This is a genomic window from Hyphomicrobium sulfonivorans (assembly GCF_013306565.1).
GTDB classification, from domain to species: Bacteria; Pseudomonadota; Alphaproteobacteria; order Rhizobiales; family Hyphomicrobiaceae; genus Hyphomicrobium_A; species Hyphomicrobium_A sulfonivorans.
On record NZ_PZPO01000001.1, the window covers coordinates 150869 to 170726 of the forward strand.

General features: G+C 61.2%; 18 protein-coding genes. 8 read left to right on the plus strand and 10 right to left on the minus strand.

The genetic code is table 11. The annotated features are described in order from the left end of the window. On the plus strand, window positions 1–1278 hold the full coding sequence (locus C6Y62_RS00690) for an adenylate/guanylate cyclase domain-containing protein (protein ID WP_173952398.1): 1278 nt from the start codon (window positions 1–3) through the stop codon (window positions 1276–1278). 181 nt (window positions 1279–1459) lie between these two features. On the opposite strand, the gene C6Y62_RS00695 is transcribed toward C6Y62_RS00690, so the two are convergent. The 4 genes from C6Y62_RS00695 to C6Y62_RS00710 form a co-directional block, all read right to left on the minus strand. Further along, complete coding sequence (locus C6Y62_RS00695) at window positions 1460–1915, minus strand: arsenate-mycothiol transferase ArsC (RefSeq protein ID WP_068463663.1); 456 nt, start codon at window positions 1913–1915, stop codon at window positions 1460–1462. A gap of 73 nt (window positions 1916–1988) precedes the next feature. After that, a complete protein-coding gene (locus tag C6Y62_RS00700; RefSeq protein ID WP_173952399.1) occupies window positions 1989–2486 on the minus strand; it encodes a UPF0262 family protein in 498 nt (165 codons plus the stop codon). Continuing rightward, window positions 2483–3808, minus strand: a complete 1326-nt coding sequence (gene hisD / locus C6Y62_RS00705; protein WP_173952400.1) for a histidinol dehydrogenase — start codon at window positions 3806–3808, stop codon at window positions 2483–2485. The genes C6Y62_RS00700 and hisD overlap by 4 nt, the downstream gene beginning before the upstream one ends. Before the next feature lie 51 nt (window positions 3809–3859). After that, entirely contained in the window at window positions 3860–4300 is a 441-nt protein-coding gene (locus tag C6Y62_RS00710) for a DUF2948 family protein (protein ID WP_173952401.1), read from the minus strand. Between the two features lie 228 nt (window positions 4301–4528). Here C6Y62_RS00710 and C6Y62_RS00715 point away from each other — a divergent pair, with 228 nt between their 5' ends. Together C6Y62_RS00715 and C6Y62_RS00720 are read left to right on the plus strand one after the other, a co-directional pair. Beyond that, window positions 4529–4738: a DUF6494 family protein gene (locus tag C6Y62_RS00715; RefSeq protein WP_173953024.1), complete on the plus strand. Its 210-nt coding sequence runs from the start codon at window positions 4529–4531 to the stop codon at window positions 4736–4738. A gap of 409 nt (window positions 4739–5147) precedes the next feature. Beyond that, window positions 5148–7337, plus strand: coding sequence for a sensor domain-containing phosphodiesterase (locus C6Y62_RS00720; protein WP_173952402.1), 2190 nt, complete (start codon window positions 5148–5150; stop codon window positions 7335–7337). Between the two features lie 51 nt (window positions 7338–7388). Here the strand turns inward: C6Y62_RS00720 and C6Y62_RS00725 are convergent, their stop codons facing one another. From C6Y62_RS00725 to recR, 4 genes are all read right to left on the minus strand, one after another. Next, window positions 7389–7649: a hypothetical protein gene (locus C6Y62_RS00725; protein WP_173952403.1), complete on the minus strand. Its 261-nt coding sequence runs from the start codon at window positions 7647–7649 to the stop codon at window positions 7389–7391. 129 nt (window positions 7650–7778) lie between these two features. Continuing rightward, a complete protein-coding gene (locus tag C6Y62_RS00730) occupies window positions 7779–8915 on the minus strand; it encodes a glycosyltransferase (protein WP_173952404.1) in 1137 nt (378 codons plus the stop codon). Between the two features lie 18 nt (window positions 8916–8933). Continuing rightward, complete coding sequence (locus C6Y62_RS00735) at window positions 8934–10847, minus strand: polysaccharide biosynthesis protein (RefSeq protein ID WP_198491323.1); 1914 nt, start codon at window positions 10845–10847, stop codon at window positions 8934–8936. A 251-nt stretch (window positions 10848–11098) separates the two neighbouring features. Further along, the gene (gene recR / locus C6Y62_RS00740) at window positions 11099–11704 is read right to left on the minus strand and encodes a recombination mediator RecR (protein WP_068463647.1); all 606 of its coding nucleotides are present in this window, start codon (window positions 11702–11704) and stop codon (window positions 11099–11101) included. A gap of 265 nt (window positions 11705–11969) precedes the next feature. On the opposite strand from recR, the gene adh reads away from it, so the two are divergent. The 4 genes from adh to C6Y62_RS16265 all read left to right on the plus strand — a co-directional run bounded on the left by adh (window position 11970) and on the right by C6Y62_RS16265 (window position 15541). Next, entirely contained in the window at window positions 11970–13502 is a 1533-nt protein-coding gene (adh, locus tag C6Y62_RS00745) for an aldehyde dehydrogenase (RefSeq protein WP_420844141.1), read from the plus strand. Between the two features lie 120 nt (window positions 13503–13622). Then, window positions 13623–14225: a cysteine hydrolase family protein gene (locus C6Y62_RS00750; RefSeq protein WP_173952407.1), complete on the plus strand. Its 603-nt coding sequence runs from the start codon at window positions 13623–13625 to the stop codon at window positions 14223–14225. A gap of 144 nt (window positions 14226–14369) precedes the next feature. Then, the gene (locus tag C6Y62_RS00755) at window positions 14370–14777 is read left to right on the plus strand and encodes a DUF779 domain-containing protein (protein ID WP_173952408.1); all 408 of its coding nucleotides are present in this window, start codon (window positions 14370–14372) and stop codon (window positions 14775–14777) included. A 152-nt stretch (window positions 14778–14929) separates the two neighbouring features. After that, complete coding sequence (locus C6Y62_RS16265; RefSeq protein ID WP_246274208.1) at window positions 14930–15541, plus strand: hypothetical protein; 612 nt, start codon at window positions 14930–14932, stop codon at window positions 15539–15541. A 36-nt stretch (window positions 15542–15577) separates the two neighbouring features. Here C6Y62_RS16265 and mutL read toward each other — a convergent pair whose 3' ends face one another. After that, window positions 15578–17440, minus strand: a complete 1863-nt coding sequence (gene mutL / locus C6Y62_RS00765) for a DNA mismatch repair endonuclease MutL (protein ID WP_173952409.1) — start codon at window positions 17438–17440, stop codon at window positions 15578–15580. A 323-nt stretch (window positions 17441–17763) separates the two neighbouring features. On the opposite strand from mutL, the gene ppa reads away from it, so the two are divergent. After that, complete coding sequence (gene ppa, locus C6Y62_RS00770) at window positions 17764–18303, plus strand: inorganic diphosphatase (RefSeq protein WP_173952410.1); 540 nt, start codon at window positions 17764–17766, stop codon at window positions 18301–18303. A 112-nt stretch (window positions 18304–18415) separates the two neighbouring features. On the opposite strand, the gene C6Y62_RS00775 is transcribed toward ppa, so the two are convergent. Then, entirely contained in the window at window positions 18416–19678 is a 1263-nt protein-coding gene (locus tag C6Y62_RS00775) for a M16 family metallopeptidase (RefSeq protein WP_245281948.1), read from the minus strand. Window positions 19679–19858: the final 180 nt, after the last annotated feature.

A 19858-nucleotide genomic window follows, 5' to 3' on the forward strand; every position in this document is an offset into this window, starting at 1 on the left:
ATGTTCGAACGGCTTGGCGCGCGACAACACATCTGCACCGCGACGCGAAAGGTGCGCGAGCTGGGCCGCACGTTAGCGGCTGCGGGCACCGCGGGATATCCGCCCGATGTCCGCCGACGGCTGAAGATCCTCAACGTGATGTGCTATCTCATAGCTACCACGACGCTGATCTATGCTGCACAGCAGGCACTGTCCGACTATCAAGCGCATGCACCGATGGTGTGGGTCAACGTCATGCTGGCCGCCGCGGTGCTGATGGTGCCGTTGGCACACCGCATCAGCGAAATATCCGGCGGCCTGCTTCTGGTCGGCGCGGAATATGCGGCGCTGCTGGCGTTCACGCAGTTCTTCAGCCGCGAAGGCGGTGCCAGCCTGCAATACATCATCGCCGCCGCTGCTCCGTTCGTCATATTCGGTCTGCAGCGAATACGCCTGATCGCATTGGTGGTGATTGCCGGGCTGGCGCTGCATCTGTTTGCCTGGTTCCGGTTCCCCGCGCCAACCGACCTGACTGCAACGGAACGCTCGGTGATCGACGCGAATTACGCGCAAGCTGCCATCACAACGGTCAGCCTTATCGCGGCATCGGTCTACTACGCGTTTCATCTGGCGGAGCAGGCGAAGGCCGAAACCGACGCCGTGCTGCATAATGTTTTGCCCGATGTCATCGTCGAGCGGCTGAAAGCCGATCCCAACACGTTGATTGCCGACAATTATGAATGCGGATCGGTGCTGTTCGCTGACATCTCGGGCTTTGTCGGCATTGCGCGCCGTCTCGGCGCTGCCGCCACTGTCGATCTGCTAAGCCGCATCGTGACCGAGTTTGACAGCCTCGCGACGCAGCACGGCGTCGAGAAAATCAAGACCATCGGCGACGCTTATATGGTCGCCTCAGGGTTGCCGGTGCAGAGCGACGGTCACACCGTAAAGCTGGCGCGCATGGCGCACGATATGCTGGCCGCCATAGAACGCCACAACGCTGCAAGCGACTTCGCGATCGGCATCCGCATCGGCATCGCGTCGGGTCCGGTTACAGCAGGCGTCATCGGCAAGCGTAAATTCAGCTACGATGTCTGGGGCGATCCGGTGAACCTCGCCAACCGCCTTGAGGCTCGCTCGCAAACGGGGCGCATACTCATTTGTCCGCGCACGCACGAACTACTCGGCAACGCTTTCCAATATGAAGCCTGCAGGCCGATGGAGATCAAAGGGCTGGGCACGCAGGAAGCGTGGTTTTTGCTTGGCGAAACGCTTCCACCTGCCAAGCATCCCATCTAAACCGTGTCAGCTTTTGATGGCGCACGGCGACTCCCCTTCGGGGAGCCGGCCGCCGTGCGCGTAGGGCTAAACCGGTGCCAGCTTGATAGGAATGAAAAAGTCGGCACGTGCGGACGTTTGCTTCCTCGCATCGTCATCCCGACGCAGGTACGCCAACTTCCGCATTGCTCAAACAAACAATCTAAACGGTTGGGCCGCCGCCAAAGCCGAAGCGCTGTTTGATGCGCTCAAAAAGGCCATCCCGCACCGCGCGATAATCCATCAGCGTCTGCTCACGCGTGCCGTGCCCCACCATCACCGTGGCATCGATCGTCGGCCAGTATTCAACGTCGACGGCCATCGTGCGCGTGAGCTCCAGCGCCTGATGGTGAGCTTCCGGCGACAGCGAAACGATCAGATCGAACGAGGTGTCATTCAGCTCGCGCAGCGTGTGCGGTGTATGCCCTGAAACATCGATGCCGATCTCATCCATGACAGCGGTGACGAACGGATCGACTTCGCCGGCACGCACGCCCGCCGACGCGACATAAACACGATTACCCGCCAGATGGCGCAGGATTGCTGACGCCATGACGGATCGAACCGCGTTTGTCGTACAGGCGAAGAGCACGGCACCGGGCAATGGTCCGGCTTCCATATCCGGCGCCCCGGTTTGAGAAACCGTAAGTCCGGCAGTGCCGCCGCTGCTCGCGAAGTCGCGAGACATGGCGCTAACCCTTCCAGTGCAACGCGCAGATAAGCGTGAACAGCCTTCGGGCCGTGTCTATGTCGACGGTGATCTTGCCCGCCAGCCGCTCCAGCAGCGTGCGGCTGCCCTCGTCGTGCAGGCCGCGTCGTCCCATGTCGATGGCCTGGATGCGCGATGGCGGCGCTGTGCGGATCGCCTCGTAATAGCTTTCGCACACCAGGAAATAATCCTTCATAATGCGCTTCAGCGGTGTCAGCGAAAGCATGTGGGTGATGAGAACTTCATCCCCCTCACTGCTGACGACGAAAACCAGCCGATCGTCCATCAAGGCGAGATTGAGTTTGTATGGACCCTCATCGCGACCTTCGAGGGCAAACGAGTTGCCCTCAAGAATGTCGAAAATCGCGACCTCTCGCTCATGCTCAATATTTGAGTTGCTGGTCGCGATGGATTTTTCATCCAGCGTGATCGCCACCAGCCGCGCGCGGGGAAGATCCTGGCTCTCGACCTCGGTCGTCATGATGATGCACGCTCTGGCATGGGTTGCTGCTCCGATTGCAGGCGGATCTCGGCGGATGAGCGATGCGCCTCCAGCCCTTCTGCGCGGGCGAGCGCCATGGCTGCGGGCGCAAGCTCGGCCAGCGCGTTGCGATCGAGCTTGAGGATCGAGGTACGCTTCATGAAGTCCAGCACGCCGAGGCCAGACGAAAAGCGCGCCGTGCGCGAGGTTGGCAGCACGTGGTTCGGCCCGGCGACATAGTCGCCGATCATCTCCGGCGTATAGGCGCCCAGGAACAGCGCACCGGCATTGCGGATGCGCTCGCCTAGAGCCTCGGCATCCTGCGTAGCGATTTCGAGATGCTCAGCCGCAATCCGGTCCGCAAGCGCTGGTGCTTCATCCAGAGACTGAAGCTCGATGATGGCGCCGAACACGTTCCAGCTTTCGCCGGCGATGTTCCCGCGCGGCAGCGTCTGAAGCTGATGCAGCACGGCGGCCTCCACGGCACGGCCAAATTCGGCATCGTCCGTCATCAGGATGGATTGCGCTGCGGTGTCGTGCTCAGCCTGCGCCAGCAGGTCGGCGGCGATCCACTCGGGATTGTTGTGGCGGTCGGCAATCACCAGCACCTCGGAGGGGCCGGCGATGCTGTCGATGCCAACGGCACCGAACACCTGACGCTTGGCAGCAGCCACATAGGCGTTGCCGGGGCCGACGATCTTTGCAACCGGCGCGATCGTTTCGGTGCCATAGGCAAGCGCTGCCACGGCCTGCGCGCCACCAACGCGATAAACCTCTTCAATGCCGGCCATCTCGGCAGCGGCCAGCACCAGCGGATTGATCTCACCGCGCGGCGCGGGCACGACCATCACGATGCGCGGCACACCGGCCACCTTGGCCGGAATGACATTCATCAGCACCGAGCTGGGGTATGAGGCAAGCCCGCCCGGCACATAGAGGCCAACCGACTCGACCGCCGTCCAGCGCCAGCCAAGCTCGGCGCCACGCTCGTCCGTGTAGCGCTCATTGGTCGGCAGCTGGCGCTGATGATGCTCGGCGATACGGGCCGTTGCAAACTCCAGCGCTTCCAGCGTCTCAGCGCTGCACGCTTCACGCGCGCGGCGCATTTCCTCGGCCGTGACCCGCAGCCCCAACGCCTCGAGATCGACGTGATCATATTTCTTGGAAAGATCGATCAGGGCCGCGTCGCCACGGGTGCGCACGTCATCAATGATGGATGCCACCGCCGCGCCTACATCCGCCGACGATTCCCGCTTCTCGCCGAGGAACTGAGCGAAAGCTGCATCAAACTGTGGGTCACGCGTGTTCAGCCGCTTGGGCATGTCGTAATCGGCCCTGCGGCCGTCTCCTGAATAAGTGTGATCTGACCAGATTTATTCGTCGATTGTGTGGACCGGTTTGGATTGGGCACGCCAGACAGCACCCAGATCACGCAGCTCGGCCTCAATGCATTCGACCTGAAGCTGAACTGCAGCCCCACCGGCAAAATGCAGCGTTATGGAACCGGATGGTTCCTCGGCGGGGTCGAAGGTCAGGGCCAGCAGTTCCAGCACCGCGTCTTTGTTCTGCAGGTCAAACCCCAGAACGCGCGCAGCCTTTACGCGCTCAAATCGCAACCCCGAGCGACGGCGCTGGCCCTCGGCCTGCTCCGTCTGGACCGCACCCTCCCAATCGAAACGATTGGTGATAGCGGCAAAGCGCATCTCGCGGCTGAGATAGGCCATATCGCCGACGCGAATGATCGCATCCTGCAGATGGCAGGAGAGAACCCGCAAATCCTCCGGATCAAGGGCGATCAGCTTCAAGTCTTTCATATGCCGGCATCCCAGCCATTTGGCCCAAAGGTATGGCCACAGGCCCTCAAACGTTGATAGCTTCGCAGCCCTAGCGGTGCAACACAACTGGCCCGACCACATTGGCCAAGCGCCCATCGGCCGCATCGGGGCCATACCGTAACTTGTAGCAGCGCCCATTCCCGTGCCGTGCGCCACTTCAGCATGGCCCAGACACAAGGTGATGCAATGAAAACCGATAACAAATCGCTGGACGAAGACCGCTTTAATCTCTCCCTGCGCCGGTTTCTGAAGCAGGTGGGGATCACCTCACAGCGCGAAATCGAAGCTCTGGTGCGGGACGGAGAGCAGCACGGCGCTCAGTTCGCCGATAGCGGCAAATTGAAGGTGCGGATGGTGCTGACTGCCGAGGGAACTGGTCTGAGGCACGTGATCGAAGACGACATCGACCTCAGATAACGTGTTTCACTGACGCTTTAGACAACTCTGCTGTCGACAACGGCAGTGGCGCCTACCGGCCTGCGCGGGCGGCCCAACGATCCCAGTCCGCGCATGGCGTCAAGCGCGCCGCTGACGCAAATGCACGCCGTAGCGCGGAGGTAAAACCATTCCACCTTCCAGGACCAAAGCATAATATTTGTAAGAACATGCAGATTCCGGCCTAAGCGGCATTTCCGCTCCGAACCGGTCTATCTCGGCCCAAAAGGCAGTGCTGGCGCGGGTTTCAGAACCCGCTCCGAGGCGCCCTGCCGCGCCTTGGTCAGTAAATGCCTAACCGATGCCTGCAAAATCGAATCTTGATTTTCATATGTCGTGAAGTTTCAGCGCCCTATTTTAGCGGGTGATCGCGGAAATCAAGTGAGGCTTTATGCTTGGTCCCAGCGAAGGCCGTTTCACCAGTGCTGCGCTCCGCGAAGCTGATCGCATCCGCGCACTTGAAGAATACCGCATCATCGGCAGTCCACCCGATCCAGACATTGACCGCATCGTAAAGCTTGCTGCCCGCGTGTGCCGGGTGCCGATGGCCGCGCTGTTTATCGTCGGCCGCGATCGCGTGCATATCAAATCGCAGCATGGCGTCGAGCTTGGCGATCTGCCGCGACACGAGAGCATTTGCACCTACACAAACGCACAGGACGCATTGTTCTGTGTGCCCGACACCGCCGCAGAGCCACATCTGGCGGGATCCGTGGTCGTCCGCAAAAGCCCAAGCATCCGATTTTACGCCGGCGTTCCGCTCGTTGCTCCGTCGGGACACAAGATCGGCGCGATATGCGTGTTCGATACCAAGCCCTGGTCGAGATTCTGCACCAAGGACCGCAAAGCACTCGAGGACGTCGCCGCATTGGTCATGGAGCGGCTGGAGATGCGCCGCGTGCATGCTGCGAGCGATGACGGCAACCTGCGGTTCGAACGCATCGCCTCGACATCGCCCAATGCCATCGTGTGCGCGGATGCACTCGGCGCGATCACGTTCTGGAACAAATCCGCTGAAACGATGATGGGCTATGCCGCCCATGAAGTTCTGGGCCAACCTGTCAGCTTTGTTTTTCCCGATCGATTGAGGCGTGCGCAGTCCGCGAAGCTAGGCCGTGCCGTTCGTAAAACCGCCGCCGATCCGTCTGCACCGCGGGCGGGCTTCATCGTACGGCATCGCGACGGCACAGAGCTGGAGCTTGAAATGACGCTGTCCGTGACGCGCGATCACGACGCAGGCTTTGGCGCGGTATTGCGCGACATCAGCATTGCCCGACAGGGCGAGCACAGGCTTTATGCGCGCGCCGAACTCGATCCGCTGACTGGCCTGCCCAATCGCTGCCGCTTCCTCACAGCCCTGCGACAGCTTACAGCCAATGGCACCGGAGCCCTTTTCCAACTGGATCTCTCTGGCTTCAAGGACATCAACGACTCGCTGGGCCACGCTGCCGGAGACCAGCTTTTGACCCAGGCCGCAGCGCGTCTTGCGACGCTCACCGGCGCCAAGGCCAAAGTCTCCCGCTTCGGTGCCGATGAGTTCGCCGTTTACTGGCCCGATCTTTCCGCCTCAGAAGCTTCGAGCAAAGCTGAAGATCTTCTCAGCCTGTTCGACATACCGTTTCTGGTCGACGCTGAGATCGTCTATCTCGGCGTCAACATCGGCATCGCGCGCTGTCCGGACGATGGCACCGATGCAGAGGAACTCACAGCCAATGCCAATCTCGCGCTGGAACGCGCAAAGGCGACCCGACGGCGCGGATATGAGTTCTTCAAACCCGAAATGCGTCAGGTGGTCATCGCGCGGCGCACCATTGAAAGTGAACTGCGCCAGGCATTGGCCGCTTCCCAGTTCGAACTTTTCTATCAGCCGCAAGTGACTCTCAACGACGCCTCGATCATTGGCGCCGAAGCGCTGCTGCGCTGGCGTCACCCGACGCGCGGCCTGCTGGCCCCTGGCGCATTTCTAAGTCAACTTGAAAAGGGCCCGCTCGCTGCGGATGTGGGCAATTGGGTTCTGCGCACCGCCTGCAAGCAGGCAGCTTTGTTGCGCACCCTCCATCCCAATTTCCGCGTCGCGGTAAACCTGTTCGGCGCTCAGTTCGATGCCGGCGATCTGATGTACCGTGTGGAAGACGCGCTGCTCACTTACAAGCTGCCTCCTGAGGCTTTGGAACTGGAAATTACCGAAAACATCATGCTGCGCGGAGAGCATGCGATTGTTGTCCCTCTCCGCGAAATGCTGTCTCGCGGCATAAGCATCGCCTTCGACGACTACGGCACTGGCTTTGCTTCGCTAAATCTCTTGAAGCGTTTTCCGGTTTCGCGACTCAAGATCGACCGTTCGTTTGTGCGCGACGTATGCGCCGACGAAGAAGACGCTGCGATCGTGCAGGCGATCATTTATCTGGGCCGCTGCTTTAAGCTCAACGTCACCGCCGAAGGCATCGAAACAGAGGAGCAGGCGAAAACGCTGCGCATGCTGGGCTGCACGGAAGGGCAAGGCTACCTTTATGCCGAGCCACTCCCCGCCACCGCTCTTGCCAACTACCTCTGTCGAGGCGACGCCCGCACCGTTGCGTAACCGGAGCATCGCCGATGGCCACCGCATCATCGCGTGCTCCGGCGGCCGAGATCAGTAGCAATGCTGCCGCAACGTCCAGCCCTTGATCTTGCATCGTTCGTTGCCGCTGCGATCAACACTGCACACGCGATTTGGCAGACGCTGATAGGAGCAATAATAGTTCCCCGCCTGTCCCTCATAACCGCGCATGGGACGATCGAATTTATAGTCGTGCGTGTAGAAATCTTTCGCGCCCCGGGCGTCAGCCTGGGTTGTCGCTCCGGCAATCAGCGCCACCGCAACAAAAGCTGCTGAAAAAATGCGGCGATCCATAATCAAGGCTCCATCGTATGGGCCGCTCAACTTTTGCGCGGCGTGATATACGAAGGCACAGTGGATCGAAACTTCCCTTACGGCTGTTCCCGACGTGACATCGATGGGGCAAGCTGGCGACGGACGGCTTCAGGTATCATCCAGCGCCAGCGCTTCCATCACCGTGAAGCGGACATCCGTTAACGAAGCCAGTTGCTCAGCCTTGGCGCGACTTGCCAGAGCCATTGCAGGAATGCGATCCGGACGGCGCAGGAAATTTCCCATCGCTTCGGCCAGCGCTTCAACATCGCGCGCGGGAACAAGCCTGCCGTTCACCTGATCATCAACGGCTTCGCGGCAACCGGGGACAGCGCTGGTGATAATCGGCCGACCGGTGGCCAGGGCATTCAACACCGGTTGCGGCATGCCAGCCAATCGCGCCGGGTAAACGAAGACGTGTGCCTGCTCCAGCAGATCGGCCTCGGCACGATCATCAAGGACACCCAAAAACTCGATTTCCCGGGAAGACGCCAGCAGCGCGGGATCAACGGTCTGTGCATCCGCATCATCGTCCGGCAGGGCGGCCAGAAGAAAACGCGCGTTGGGCGAGCGCTGACGCAACAACGAAGCCGCAGCGCAATAGTCCTCCACCCCTCGACGCACATCGAGACCGGCAACCATGAGAAAACCGATGCCCTGAGTGATCGGCGGCAGCGGCTTCACCGGATACGTCTCCAGATCCACATCGGCGCCCGCTGTCAGGGAAACGGGCAGCCCTTCGGGAACGATGCCAAGCCGCTTCAGCAGCGCAATATCCTCGCCGTTGTGAAACAGCGCGACATCCGCACTGCGCAACGCCTGCCCATATCGCCATGCGGGCATTTCGTTTTCAGCGAGTGTTCCGGTGAAACGATGCTCAGGCAGGGCACCGACAATGACAACCGCGCGCGCAATGTGCGCCCGCTTTGCAGCCAGTGCGCCATAGATCATGGTTCGGCCGCCGCTGGCGACGGCGACATCGGCCCCCCAGCGCGTCAGTTGCTGCCGGATTGCGCCGACGGCCTTCCAGTCGGACAGCAGCTTCCATCCGCTGTCCTCGGCACCGATAACTGCGTGCTCGACACCCAGCTTCGCAAGCTCGTCGGCCTCTGCCTTTTGCAGCTCCGGCGACAGAACGAATGCGCGATGTCCCCTCGCTACCAGCTCCGCCAGCAGCGTGCGGAAATTCTGAATGGCGCCTAGGCCCGGACACACAAAAGCAATGCGCTTGCTGACAGCCTCAACCACTGACGCAGCCTTCAATGATTAGTGGAGTGTACGCGACGGCGCCGGCCAATCACGCGGGCGCTCATCATCGACGGGAAGCGTCGAGACTGCGTTCTCCGGATGATAGCCTTCGACATTGCGCAGCAGGATGGCATGGAGCGCATTGAGATCACGTGTTTCAAGCGCCGCTGACAACTGAGACAACTGCCGCCGCAAATCATCTTCGCTTAAGAATGGCTCATCGGAGCGCCAGATGCGCGGATGCTCGGTCTGGCTGGTGTTGTCGCCGATCAGAAGCTCTTCATAGAGCTTTTCGCCCGGACGCAGGCCAGTATACATGATGGCGATGTCACCATCGGGCTTTTCCGCGTCCTTCACATCGAAGCCCGACAGCCGAACCATCAGGCGGGCCATGTCATCGATCCTGACGGGCTCGCCCATGTCGAGCACAAACACCTCGCCGCCTTCCGCCATCGCTCCCGCCTGAATAACGAGTTCGGCGGCCTCCGGAATGGACATGAAATACCGGATGATGTCCGGGTGCGTTACCGTCACCGGGCCGCCAGCTTTTATTTGTCGGCGGAACTTCTGAACCACCGAGCCCGAGCTATCCAGCACATTGCCGAAGCGCACCATCGTAAACACCGTTGGTCCGCCCTTAGCTGCTGCTGCCTGCAGCACCAGCTCGGCCATGCGTTTGCTTGCGCCCATGACGTTGGTGGGCCGCACAGCCTTGTCGGTGGAGATCAGAACGAACAGTTCAACACCCGCCGCCTGCGCCTGCTCAACGAGAGCTGCCGTGCCGAAGGTATTGTTCTGCAGACCCGCGATCGGGTTCTGTTCCACGATCGGCACATGCTTGTAGGCAGCCGCGTGGTAGATCACTTCGACATCGTAATCGACCAATGCCTCGCGGACTTTCGTAGCGTCACATACCGAACCCAGAACGCCTACGATTTCCGGGCGTGGCTCGTCGGGCTGCATGCCCCGCACCACTTCCGCGACTTCATCGTTGATCCGATACAGCGCTATTTCCGACAGCTCAAAAAGCACGATCCGACGCGGGCGGTGCTTGAGAAGCTGGCGCACGAGCTCCGATCCGATCGAGCCACCCGCACCGGTCACAAGGATCGACTTGCCCTGCGTCTTGCGCATGAGAAGCTTGGCATCGGGCGGCACCCGGTCGCGTCCAAGCAGATCGTTCACCTCGAGACGACGCAGGTCGGCAACGCTGACCCGGCCTGAAGTAACATCCTCAACGTCGGGAAGCGTCAGCACCTGAACGGGCTGCTGTTGCAGATCCTTCAATATGAGCTTGCGCTCATGCCGCCGATCATTGGGCAGAGCGACCAGCACTTCCTTGACGTGATAGCGTTCGATCAGACTCGGCAGACGCCGGGCATCGTGCACCTTCACGCCGGCAACATACTGCCTCCAGACAGACGGCTCGGTGTCGACGAAAGCAACGGCCTCGCGCGCATTGCCCCGGCGCAACGTCTCAAGCAACTGGACGCCAAGCTGTCCAGCGCCGAAAATGATGACCGGCGTGCGCTCCACATCCGCTGGCAGCTCTGAAAGGCGCACGCCCGCGCTTTCCAGCAGCATGGAGATCATTTCGCGGCTGCCGGTGATGAACAGCGTGGCCAGAATTCCATACCCAAACAGAACCGAGCGCGGCGGGGCGGCGGGTTGGCCAGCCATGAATGCCACCAGCGACCAGATCAACACCGAAAGCCAGATGCAGCCGATGATGCGGGTGTGACCCCGATAACCGAGATAGCGCGTGACGAGACGATAGAGCTCCGAGATCGCAAACGTCGCAACGGTAATAAGCGGCCCGCTGAGCAGGATCAGTGCGACGGCAAAATCCGGCGGAATGTATATGGTGTTGTAACGGATAGAGAGAGCGATCCACAGCGCAAGAATAAGCAGCGCCAGATCCAACCCAACCAAGATCAGCCGCTTATTGAGGCGCGGAAGCTGCAGTAGAAGCGTCTGCCACTCTTGCAAAGATTTAGGGCGCTGAGAACCGTTGGTGCTCATAAAGCGAAAACCTGTAAATGGCCGCTTGCAAACTCATCAGGGGCGGTAAGAAAGACTGCAAATTCTGGGAAACGGCCCCGAACCTACCAGACACCGGGCCGACATCCGCCAGCTCTTCCCCAGAATTCCACCTAATGTCACCGTTTTTTTGACGGAATCGATTACATGCGGCGGCGTGACTTTATCGCCGCAGCGAGTGTCCCCTCGTCCAGATAATCGAGCTCCCCACCCACGGGCACACCCTGCGCCAGCCGGGAAACCACAATTCCGGTCGGCGCCAGTTGCTCCGTCAGGTAGTGGGCGGTGGATTGCCCTTCGACCGTGGCATTGAGCGCCAGGACGATCTCCTGCACCTCTCCGGTCGCCGCCCGCTCGATCAGGCGCGCGATATTCAGCTTCTCAGGACCAATGCCGTCCAGCGGCGACAGGTGTCCACCGAGCACATGATAAAGCCCGCTCACAACCCCGGCGCGTTCCAGGGCCCAGAGGTCGCCAATCTCCTCAACCACCACAATCAGCGAGCGATCGCGCCGGACGTCCTGGCAGATGCTGCACGGCACAACGGTATCGAGGTTCCCGCAATCGGGGCATTCCACAATTTTTTCAACCGCATCCGATAACGCTTCCGTTAGCGGAACAAGCAATTCGTTACGGCGTTTTATGAGCGCCAGCGCAGCTTTTCGTGCCGACCGTGGCCCAAGCCCGGGCAAGCGGCCGAGCAGGCGCACGATACGTTCAATTTCTGGACCGGAAACTTTGCGTGTCATGAAAAGCGCTTAGCAGTTTTTTTTGAAGGAGGCGGGCGGCTGAGCCAAGCGCCTCTCGGCTTGCGTGTTTGGCAGGTCGTGAAACGACGATGCACGATACGTCGGTCAAAGCGGGCACGATGCAGATCAAATGCTGCAGGTGCTGCTTATGCACTAATTTCCAATGCGCCGGTACCTTTGGCGCGTAAAGTGACTGGGCTAATCTGTCGCCACGCATAACTAGGGGTTTTTAACCCTCGATCCCCGGGAGGACACAATGCAGCTTATCGTGAAGCCAGAAACACCTTCGACGGCCCTCGCCCGCGTCGGGGCTACCCTCAAAGTCCGCAGCCGCTACGACAACTATATCGGTGGCGAGTGGGTTCCGCCTACGCAGGGCCGCTACTTCGAGAACCGCACCCCCATCACTGGTGAGCTGGTGTGCGAGATCGCCCGCTCCACCTCCGAGGACATCGAGAAGGCGCTCGACGCCGCCCATGCCGCCGCTGAAACGTGGGGCAAGACCTCGCCGGCCCAGCGCGCCCTGATCCTCAACCGGATTGCGGACCGCATGGAAGCCAACCTCAATGCGCTGGCCACCGTCGAGACCATCGACAACGGCAAACCGATCCGCGAGACGATGGCAGCCGACCTGCCGCTGGCCGTCGATCACTTCCGCTATTTTGCAGGCTGCATCCGCGCTCAGGAAGGTGGCCTTTCCCAGCTCGACGAAACCACCGTTGCCTTCCACTATCATGAGCCGCTGGGCGTCGTCGGCCAGATCATTCCGTGGAACTTCCCCATCCTGATGGCCGTGTGGAAGCTGGCTCCCGCTCTCGCCGCCGGCAACTGCGTGGTGCTGAAGCCCGCCGAGCAGACCCCGTTCTCCATCATGGTGCTGGCCGAGCTGATCGGCGATCTGCTGCCGCCGGGCGTGCTCAACATCGTCAACGGTTTCGGCGTCGAAGCCGGCAAGCCGCTGGCGCAGAACCCGCGCATCGCCAAGATCGCCTTCACGGGTGAGACGACCACCGGCCGCCTCATCATGCAGTATGCCTCAGAGAACATCATTCCGGTCACGCTGGAACTGGGCGGCAAATCTCCGAACGTGTTCTTCGCTGACGTATTCAACGAAGACGACGCCTTCTTCGACAAGGCGCTCGAAGGCTTCACCATGTTCGCGCTCAACCAGGGCGAAGTCTGCACCTGTCCGTCGCGTGCGCTGGTTCAGGAAAGCATCTACGACGCCTTCATGGAGCGTGCCATCGAGCGCGTGAAGAAGATCGCGCAGGGCAACCCGCTCGATCCGAACACCATGATCGGTGCGCAGGCTTCGTCGGACCAGATGGAGAAGATCCTCTCCTACATCAACATCGGCAAGGAAGAGGGCGCAAAGGTTCTCACAGGCGGCCATCGCGGCGTGCACAACGGCCTGGAGAACGGCTTCTACGTTGAGCCGACCGTTCTGGAAGGCCACAACAAGATGCGCATCTTCCAAGAAGAAATCTTCGGACCGGTGCTGTCGGTCACGAAGTTCAAGGATGAAGCCGAAGCGCTGGCCATCGCCAACGACACGCTCTACGGCCTCGGTGCCGGCGTGTGGTCGCGTGAAGCCAACACCTGCTATCGCATGGGCCGTGGCATCAAGGCCGGCCGCGTCTGGACGAACTGCTACCACCTCTATCCCGCACACGCGGCGTTCGGCGGTTACAAGCAGTCCGGCATCGGTCGCGAGAACCACAAGATGATGCTCGACCATTACCAGCAGACCAAGAACATCCTGCAAAGCTTCAGCCCGAAGGCTCTTGGCTTCTTTTGATTGAGTGGCGCCGGCGACTCCCCTGCGGGGAGCCGGCCGTCGGCGCCGAAGTGAACCGCAACTAAAACTACTTACAGCGCGGCCCCCAAAGCCGCGCTGTTTTTACAAGAGGAACAGCCCATGACTGAAGCCCGTCCGACACTGCGTTCGCTGCTGGCCATGCCATCGACGCCCGAACCGCTGTCCAAATCCGCGCTGGTGCTCATCGACTGCCAGAACACCTACCGCGAAGGGATCATGCAGCTTGAAGGTGTCGAGCCGGCGCTGAAGGAATGCGCAAAGCTGCTGCAGCGGGCCCGTGATGCCGGAGCACCGGTCATCCACATTCAGCACGATGCAGGCCCAGGCTCGCCTTACGATGTACGCGATCATATTGGCGCCATCGCCGATGTCGTTGCACCGATCGAAGGCGAAACCGTCATCACCAAGAGCTATCCAAGCTCATTCGAGCAGACCAACCTCGACGCCGAACTGAAAAAACTCGGCGTCACCGATCTTGTGCTCGCAGGCTTCATGACCCACGTCTGTGTGAACTCAACCGCGCGCGCCGCCTTCAACCATGGCTATCGCCCCACGGTTGTCGGCAACGCCACCGCAACGCGTGCGCTCGCAAATCCGCTGGGCGGAACACTGTCGGCCGATGCCGTGCACACCGGTGCGCTGACCGCGCTGACCGACATGTTCGCCATCGTCGTGCCGTCGTCGGAGGCGGTGCCGGACTGATCGCGAATTGTTGATTGCAGAATTCCGGCCTTCCGCTCCCAACAGGCCGGATGACGATTACCGGACTGGCAAGGTCTGGTACGACGGACTGGAGCATGTTTCCCTAGGGCGCATGCTCCAGTTCCCTTCAATGAGGAGGCAGGAATGGTCGATCGCGTTTCGCTCACCCCGGCAGCGGAAGAGCTGATACACAAGCTGGTCGCCGTGCACGGCCCCCTGATGTTCCATCAGTCGGGTGGCTGCTGCGATGGCAGCGCGCCCATGTGCTATCCGCGCGGCGAATTCCGCATCGGCGAACGCGATGTGTTTCTCGGCTCCATCGCCGGTTGCCCGGTTTATATCTCCGGCCCACAGTTCGAATACTGGCAGCACACGCACCTCATCATCGACGCGGTGCCCGGACGCGGCTCCGGCTTCTCGCTCGAAGCGCCGGAAGGGCTGCGTTTCCTCACCCGTTCGCGCGTCTATACCGAAGCCGAATACGACGAACTGGAGCGGATGGGCGAACCACCACGCGGCCCGAACGCGGTGGCTGAGGCCGGGCTAGCCTGATCGGCCCCGGTCCGCTGGCGGTGGCACACCGCTGCCTTTAGGCTCGCCTGTGGCTATCCCGCACTAGGAAATCACTGCGATCACCCCGACATTCCGTAATGGATTCCGGTTCGGCATCGCCGCCGCATGCCGCCGACGCTACGGAAAACTGCATGAAGCTCGCTCTACTCGCTTTCAGCCTTTTGTTCGGCCTCGCAATCGCGCAGTCGGTGCACGGTGAAGCTGCGCCCGCCAGCCCCGTTGAAAACGACTTCGTCATCGAATTCGACGATGAGGACGGGGACGGGGATGATGACGGTGCCAGCGCCGTCGAAGAGGCCGCGCCCCCCTCAACGCCACCTGCTCCGATTGCCAAGGAGGCACCGTTCAAGGCCCTGCCCGGACGCTGGGTCGGCGACGGCCGCATCGGCATCAAGGACGGCAAGCCAGAATTGGTGAAGTGCCGCGCCACCTATTTCGTGAACGATGCCGGCGACGAGCTGCGCCAGAACATTCGCTGCGCCTCGGCCGGCGGCAAGGTCGAGATCAAGAGCAGCGTTGTCGCCCGGAAAGGCAAGGTCACCGGCACCTGGGAAGAGCTGATGTATAACATGCGCGGTGACATGGCCGGCGAAGTGACGGAGCGCGGCTTCCGCATCAAGGTTGCCGGCGATGGCTTGAGCGCCAACATGGATGTCATCGTCGTCAACGACCGCCAGATCGTCGAGATCCAGTTTTTCAACAGCTCCCTACGCGGCCTGGTGCTGATCCTGAAGAAGGGCTGACGTTAGCTCCGCGCCGGCCCAACCAACTTGGCTCAGCTAACGGCGACCGAAGAGCTTTTCGATGTCGGCGAGCTTCAGCTCCACATAGGTCGGGCGGCCGTGGTTGCACTGCCCGGAGTACGGCGTCGCCTCCATATCGCGCAGCAGCGCGTTCATTTCCTGCGGCGTGAGGCGCCGACCCGAACGCACGCTGCCGTGACAGGCGATGGTGGCGCACACCGCCAGCAGCCGATCCTTCAGCGCCGTACTTGTGCCCTCGCGCACGATGTCGGCCGCAAGGTCGCGCACAACCGCCGCGACGTCGCCATCGCCCAACAGCACCGGCACCTCTCGCACGACAACAGCACCGGGACCGAAGCCTTCCAGCACCAGGCCCAGTTCTTCCAGCTCCGCCGCCTTTTCCGCCACCGCAACGGCTTCATCGTCATCAAGGTCGACAACCACCGGCACCAGCAGCCCCTGACGCGCAACGCCGCCCTCGCGCAGCATTGTTTTCAGCCGCTCATACACAAGGCGTTCGTGAGCGGCGTGCTGATCGACGATGACGACGCCGTCGCGCGTTTGGGCAACGATGTAGTTCTCATGCAATTGCGCGCGTGCTGCCCCCAGCGGTCGATCCTGCGTTTCCTCCGCTCCCGGCGCGGTAAATGCGCGTGCATCGGCGCTCGGGCCGTCCATGATGTCGAGCGGCGCCTGCATTGCCTCCGCCATGCCCGGCGTTGGGGCATAAGGGCTGCGTGCGGGATAAACGGGGCGCGCAGACTGGCCGTAATCGCGCGCGTATGACTGAGAAAACTGCATCGGCGCGCCGATGGCGTCAGCCTGCACCGCATTGACGTTCGCATTCGCGTTGGCATGCAGCTCATGCAGCGCCGCCGCACCATTCGCCGCCGACGCGCGATGGCCTTCGCGGTGTAACGCCGCCGCCAGCGCATTGACGATCAGCGAACGGACGGCTCCGGCATCACGGAAGCGTACTTCCGTTTTTGCTGGATGCACATTCACATCCACCTCATCGGGCGGCAGTTCAAGAAACAGCGCCAGCAGCGGTTGACGGCCACGCGGGATCAGATCGCCATAGGCCGCGCGCACCGCTCCGATCAGCAGCTTGTCGCGCACCGGACGGCCGTTGACGAACAGAAACTGTTGCGCGGCATCCGGCCGGTGCAGCGTCGGCACACCGGCGTAACCATTGATGCTCACGTTCTCGCGGACACCACTGACGCGCACCGCATCATCCATGAACGCGCGCCCCATGATGCGGCCAAGCCGTTGCAGCAGACCATCCGGCCCCGCAGGCTCACGCGGCAGGCGCAGGTTCGAGCGCTCACCCATCGTCAGCGTGAAGCCAACGCCGGGATGCGCCATCGCAAGGCGCTTCACCACCTCGCTGACGGCCATGTTTTCGGCCCGCTCCGACTTCATGAACTTGAGCCGCGCCGGCACCGTTGAAAACAAATCGCGCACCTCGATGCAGGTACCGGCATTGGCTGCCGCTGGACGCACCTTGCCCTTCACGCCGCGATCGACATCGAGCGCAAAGGCATCCGCAGCGTCGCGGGCGCGCGACACGATGGTGAGATGTGCGATCGAGCCAATCGAGGGCAACGCCTCGCCACGGAAGCCCAGCGTGCTGATCGCGAACAGGTCTTCCTCGGAAAGCTTCGATGTGGCGTGACGCTCGACGGCAAGCTGCAGATCGTCGGGCGGCATCCCGCAACCGGTGTCGGTCACGCGGATCAGCGACAGGCCACCGGACGCAGTGACGACATCGATCTCGTCGGCGCCCGCATCGAGCGCGTTCTCGACCAGCTCCTTCACAACGCTCGCCGGCCGCTCGATCACCTCACCGGCGGCAATGCGATTGATCGTGTGCGGCGAAAGCTGCCGGATCGCCATTTTCCTGTTCCCTGTCGTCGTGTCCGCAGCGGCGGTTCACGCCATCTAGTTTCGCAGCCGCAGGGCTGCAAGCTGTCGTTCAGCGCCGATGATATGCCCGATTCTGTCAGCGGCCTTGAGTTGCACAGAGCGCCAATCCCCACATGGCAAATGGCGCGCCGGCTGCGACAAGCTGTCGAATGCTACGAAAGATGAAGGATAGAAGCGGAAAAATCCGGCGTTTTCAGCCAACTGCGACGAGCATACGGCTATTCATTCGCGTCGGCTTCGTCCATCTCTTCGGCCGGGCCGCACCGGCGGCCATGAAACTATGTGGAGATTACATGCGCCTCGACGCCATCCCGATCGGTCTTAATCCTCCCCTCGACATCAACGTCATCGTCGAAGTGCCGGTGGGCGGCGAGCCCATCAAGTACGAACTCGATAAAGCATCGGGAACGCTGGTTGTTGACCGCTTCCTCTACACGCCGATGCGCTATCCGGGGAACTACGGTTTCGTCCCGCACACGCTGTCGTCCGATGGCGACCCGATCGACGTTCTGGTCTGCAACACCCGCGCGATCGTTCCCGGCGCGGTGATCAACTGCCGCCCCGTCGGTGTGCTTGTGATGCAGGATGAAGGCGGTGGCGACGAGAAGATCATCGCCGTGCCCAGCAGCCGCCTGACCATGCGCTACGACAAGGTCGCCAACTACACCGACCTGCCGCATATCTCCATGCAGCAGATCGAGCACTTCTTTGCGCACTACAAGGATCTGGAGCCCGGCAAGTGGGTCAAGATCGACCACTGGGGCGACTCTTCAGAAGCGCGCCGGTATATCGCCGAAGCGATCGAGCGCGCCAAGAACAGCAAGCACGACTGATCCTGTTCGCCGAATGCTACCTGAAACGCAAAAGGGGCCGGTCATTCTGACCAGCCCCTTTTTTATTTTGGCGTTTCCTGATTTCGTCTGCGTAGCAAGCGCGGTTGCGGAACTAACCGCCCTTCGCCTTGGGCTGCTCAAGCTCCGGCTTACCGACGATCGTCACAATGAGATTATCGGTGTTGAGCATTCGCTTGGCCACGCGCTTCAGATCATCCAGCGTCACAGCTTCGATCAGCGCATTACGCTTCTCGATATAGCTGGGATCGAAGTCGTCCATGCGCAGGCCCAGAAGCTGCGTGGCGATCTTCGCGTTGGTGTCGAAACGCAGCGGATAAGCGCCGGTCAGATAGCTCTTGGCGTTGTCGAGATCTTCCTGCTTCAGATCGCCATCGGCCATCTTCTGCAGTTCCTGACGAATGATATCCAGCGACTTGCCCATCATGTCGTTGCGCGTTGCAACCCCGCCGGAAAACACTGAGGCATGCCGGAACGGATACACGTAGGTGTAGACGGAATAGGCCAGACCGCGCTTCTCGCGCACCTCTTCCATCAGCTTGGAGGCAAAGCCGCCGCCGCCGAGGATCTGGTTGAGCACGAACGCCGGGATGAAGTCCGGATCGCGGCGCGGCATGGCACCCATACCGAACACGGCCACCGACTGCGGCACGTTCATGTCGACCACGTTCTGCTGGGCACCGGCGACAGGATCAGTGATCGAAACAGGTGCCAGCTCGGCCTTGTCAGGCAGATCGCCGAACACGTCGTCCAGCATCTTGCCGAGCTGTTCCGGCGTGATGTCACCGACAGCAACGACCTTCAGGTTGTCCTTCGCAAACACGCGCTTGCGATAGGCTTCAAGCTCGGCGCCGGTAATCTTGCCGAGGCTCGTTTCAGTTCCGCTGGCCGGGCGCGCATAAGGGTGGCCCTTGAATGCAGTCGCATACCATTCGTTCTGCGCAACGCGGTTGGGGTCACGCGCGGCATACGCAAGCGACGCCATCAACTGCTGCTTGATGCGTTCCACCGCATCAGCATCGAAGCGCGGCTTGGTCAGAGCCAGCTTCAGCATCTCGGTTGCTTCAGGACGATATTCGCTCAGCGTCTCGAAGTTGCCGTAGAAAGCATCCTTGGCATCTTCGAAGTTCATCCGCATGGAGAGATCTTCCATGCGATCCTGAAACTCGCTCGACTTCAGATCGCCCGCGCCTTCATCCAGCATGGCCGAAAGGAAGTTCGCGACGCCCTCCTGCCCGTCAGGATCCTGCGCGCTGCCGCCATCGAATGCGAACCGCATCGCCATCATCGGCACTGCGTGCTCTTCAACCAGCCAGGCTTCAATTCCACCCGGGCTTTTTACTGTCTGAATCTTCATGGCGTTAGCTGGCAAGCTCGTGCTGGCAAAAAATAGAAGGGCAAAAGCGGCGGCAGACAAAACGGTGGCGCTGCCACTGATCTGGCGGACCGCCGCACGGACGCCATTACTGCAGAACGACAACATCGACAACGGACGACCACTCGCGTGCATATCACAGGCCCTCGGCATACTCATCTG

Coding starts and splice junctions, on each gene's coding strand:
- C6Y62_RS00695 (WP_068463663.1), bottom strand. CDS start 1,915: ATGGAAGCCGGACCATTGCCCGGTGCCGTGCTCTTCGCCTGTACGACA.
- recR (WP_068463647.1), bottom strand. CDS start 11,704: ATGACACGCAAAGTTTCCGGTCCAGAAATTGAACGTATCGTGCGCCTG.
- hisD (WP_173952400.1), bottom strand. CDS start 3,808: ATGCCCAAGCGGCTGAACACGCGTGACCCACAGTTTGATGCAGCTTTC.
- C6Y62_RS00755 (WP_173952408.1), top strand. CDS start 14,370: ATGGTCGATCGCGTTTCGCTCACCCCGGCAGCGGAAGAGCTGATACAC.
- C6Y62_RS00720 (WP_173952402.1), top strand. CDS start 5,148: ATGCTTGGTCCCAGCGAAGGCCGTTTCACCAGTGCTGCGCTCCGCGAA.
- C6Y62_RS00690 (WP_173952398.1), top strand. CDS start 1: ATGTTCGAACGGCTTGGCGCGCGACAACACATCTGCACCGCGACGCGA.
- ppa (WP_173952410.1), top strand. CDS start 17,764: ATGCGCCTCGACGCCATCCCGATCGGTCTTAATCCTCCCCTCGACATC.
- C6Y62_RS16265 (WP_246274208.1), top strand. CDS start 14,930: ATGAAGCTCGCTCTACTCGCTTTCAGCCTTTTGTTCGGCCTCGCAATC.
- C6Y62_RS00700 (WP_173952399.1), bottom strand. CDS start 2,486: ATGACGACCGAGGTCGAGAGCCAGGATCTTCCCCGCGCGCGGCTGGTG.
- mutL (WP_173952409.1), bottom strand. CDS start 17,440: ATGGCGATCCGGCAGCTTTCGCCGCACACGATCAATCGCATTGCCGCC.
- C6Y62_RS00710 (WP_173952401.1), bottom strand. CDS start 4,300: ATGAAAGACTTGAAGCTGATCGCCCTTGATCCGGAGGATTTGCGGGTT.
- C6Y62_RS00750 (WP_173952407.1), top strand. CDS start 13,623: ATGACTGAAGCCCGTCCGACACTGCGTTCGCTGCTGGCCATGCCATCG.
- C6Y62_RS00725 (WP_173952403.1), bottom strand. CDS start 7,649: ATGGATCGCCGCATTTTTTCAGCAGCTTTTGTTGCGGTGGCGCTGATT.
- C6Y62_RS00775 (WP_245281948.1), bottom strand. CDS start 19,678: ATGAAGATTCAGACAGTAAAAAGCCCGGGTGGAATTGAAGCCTGGCTG.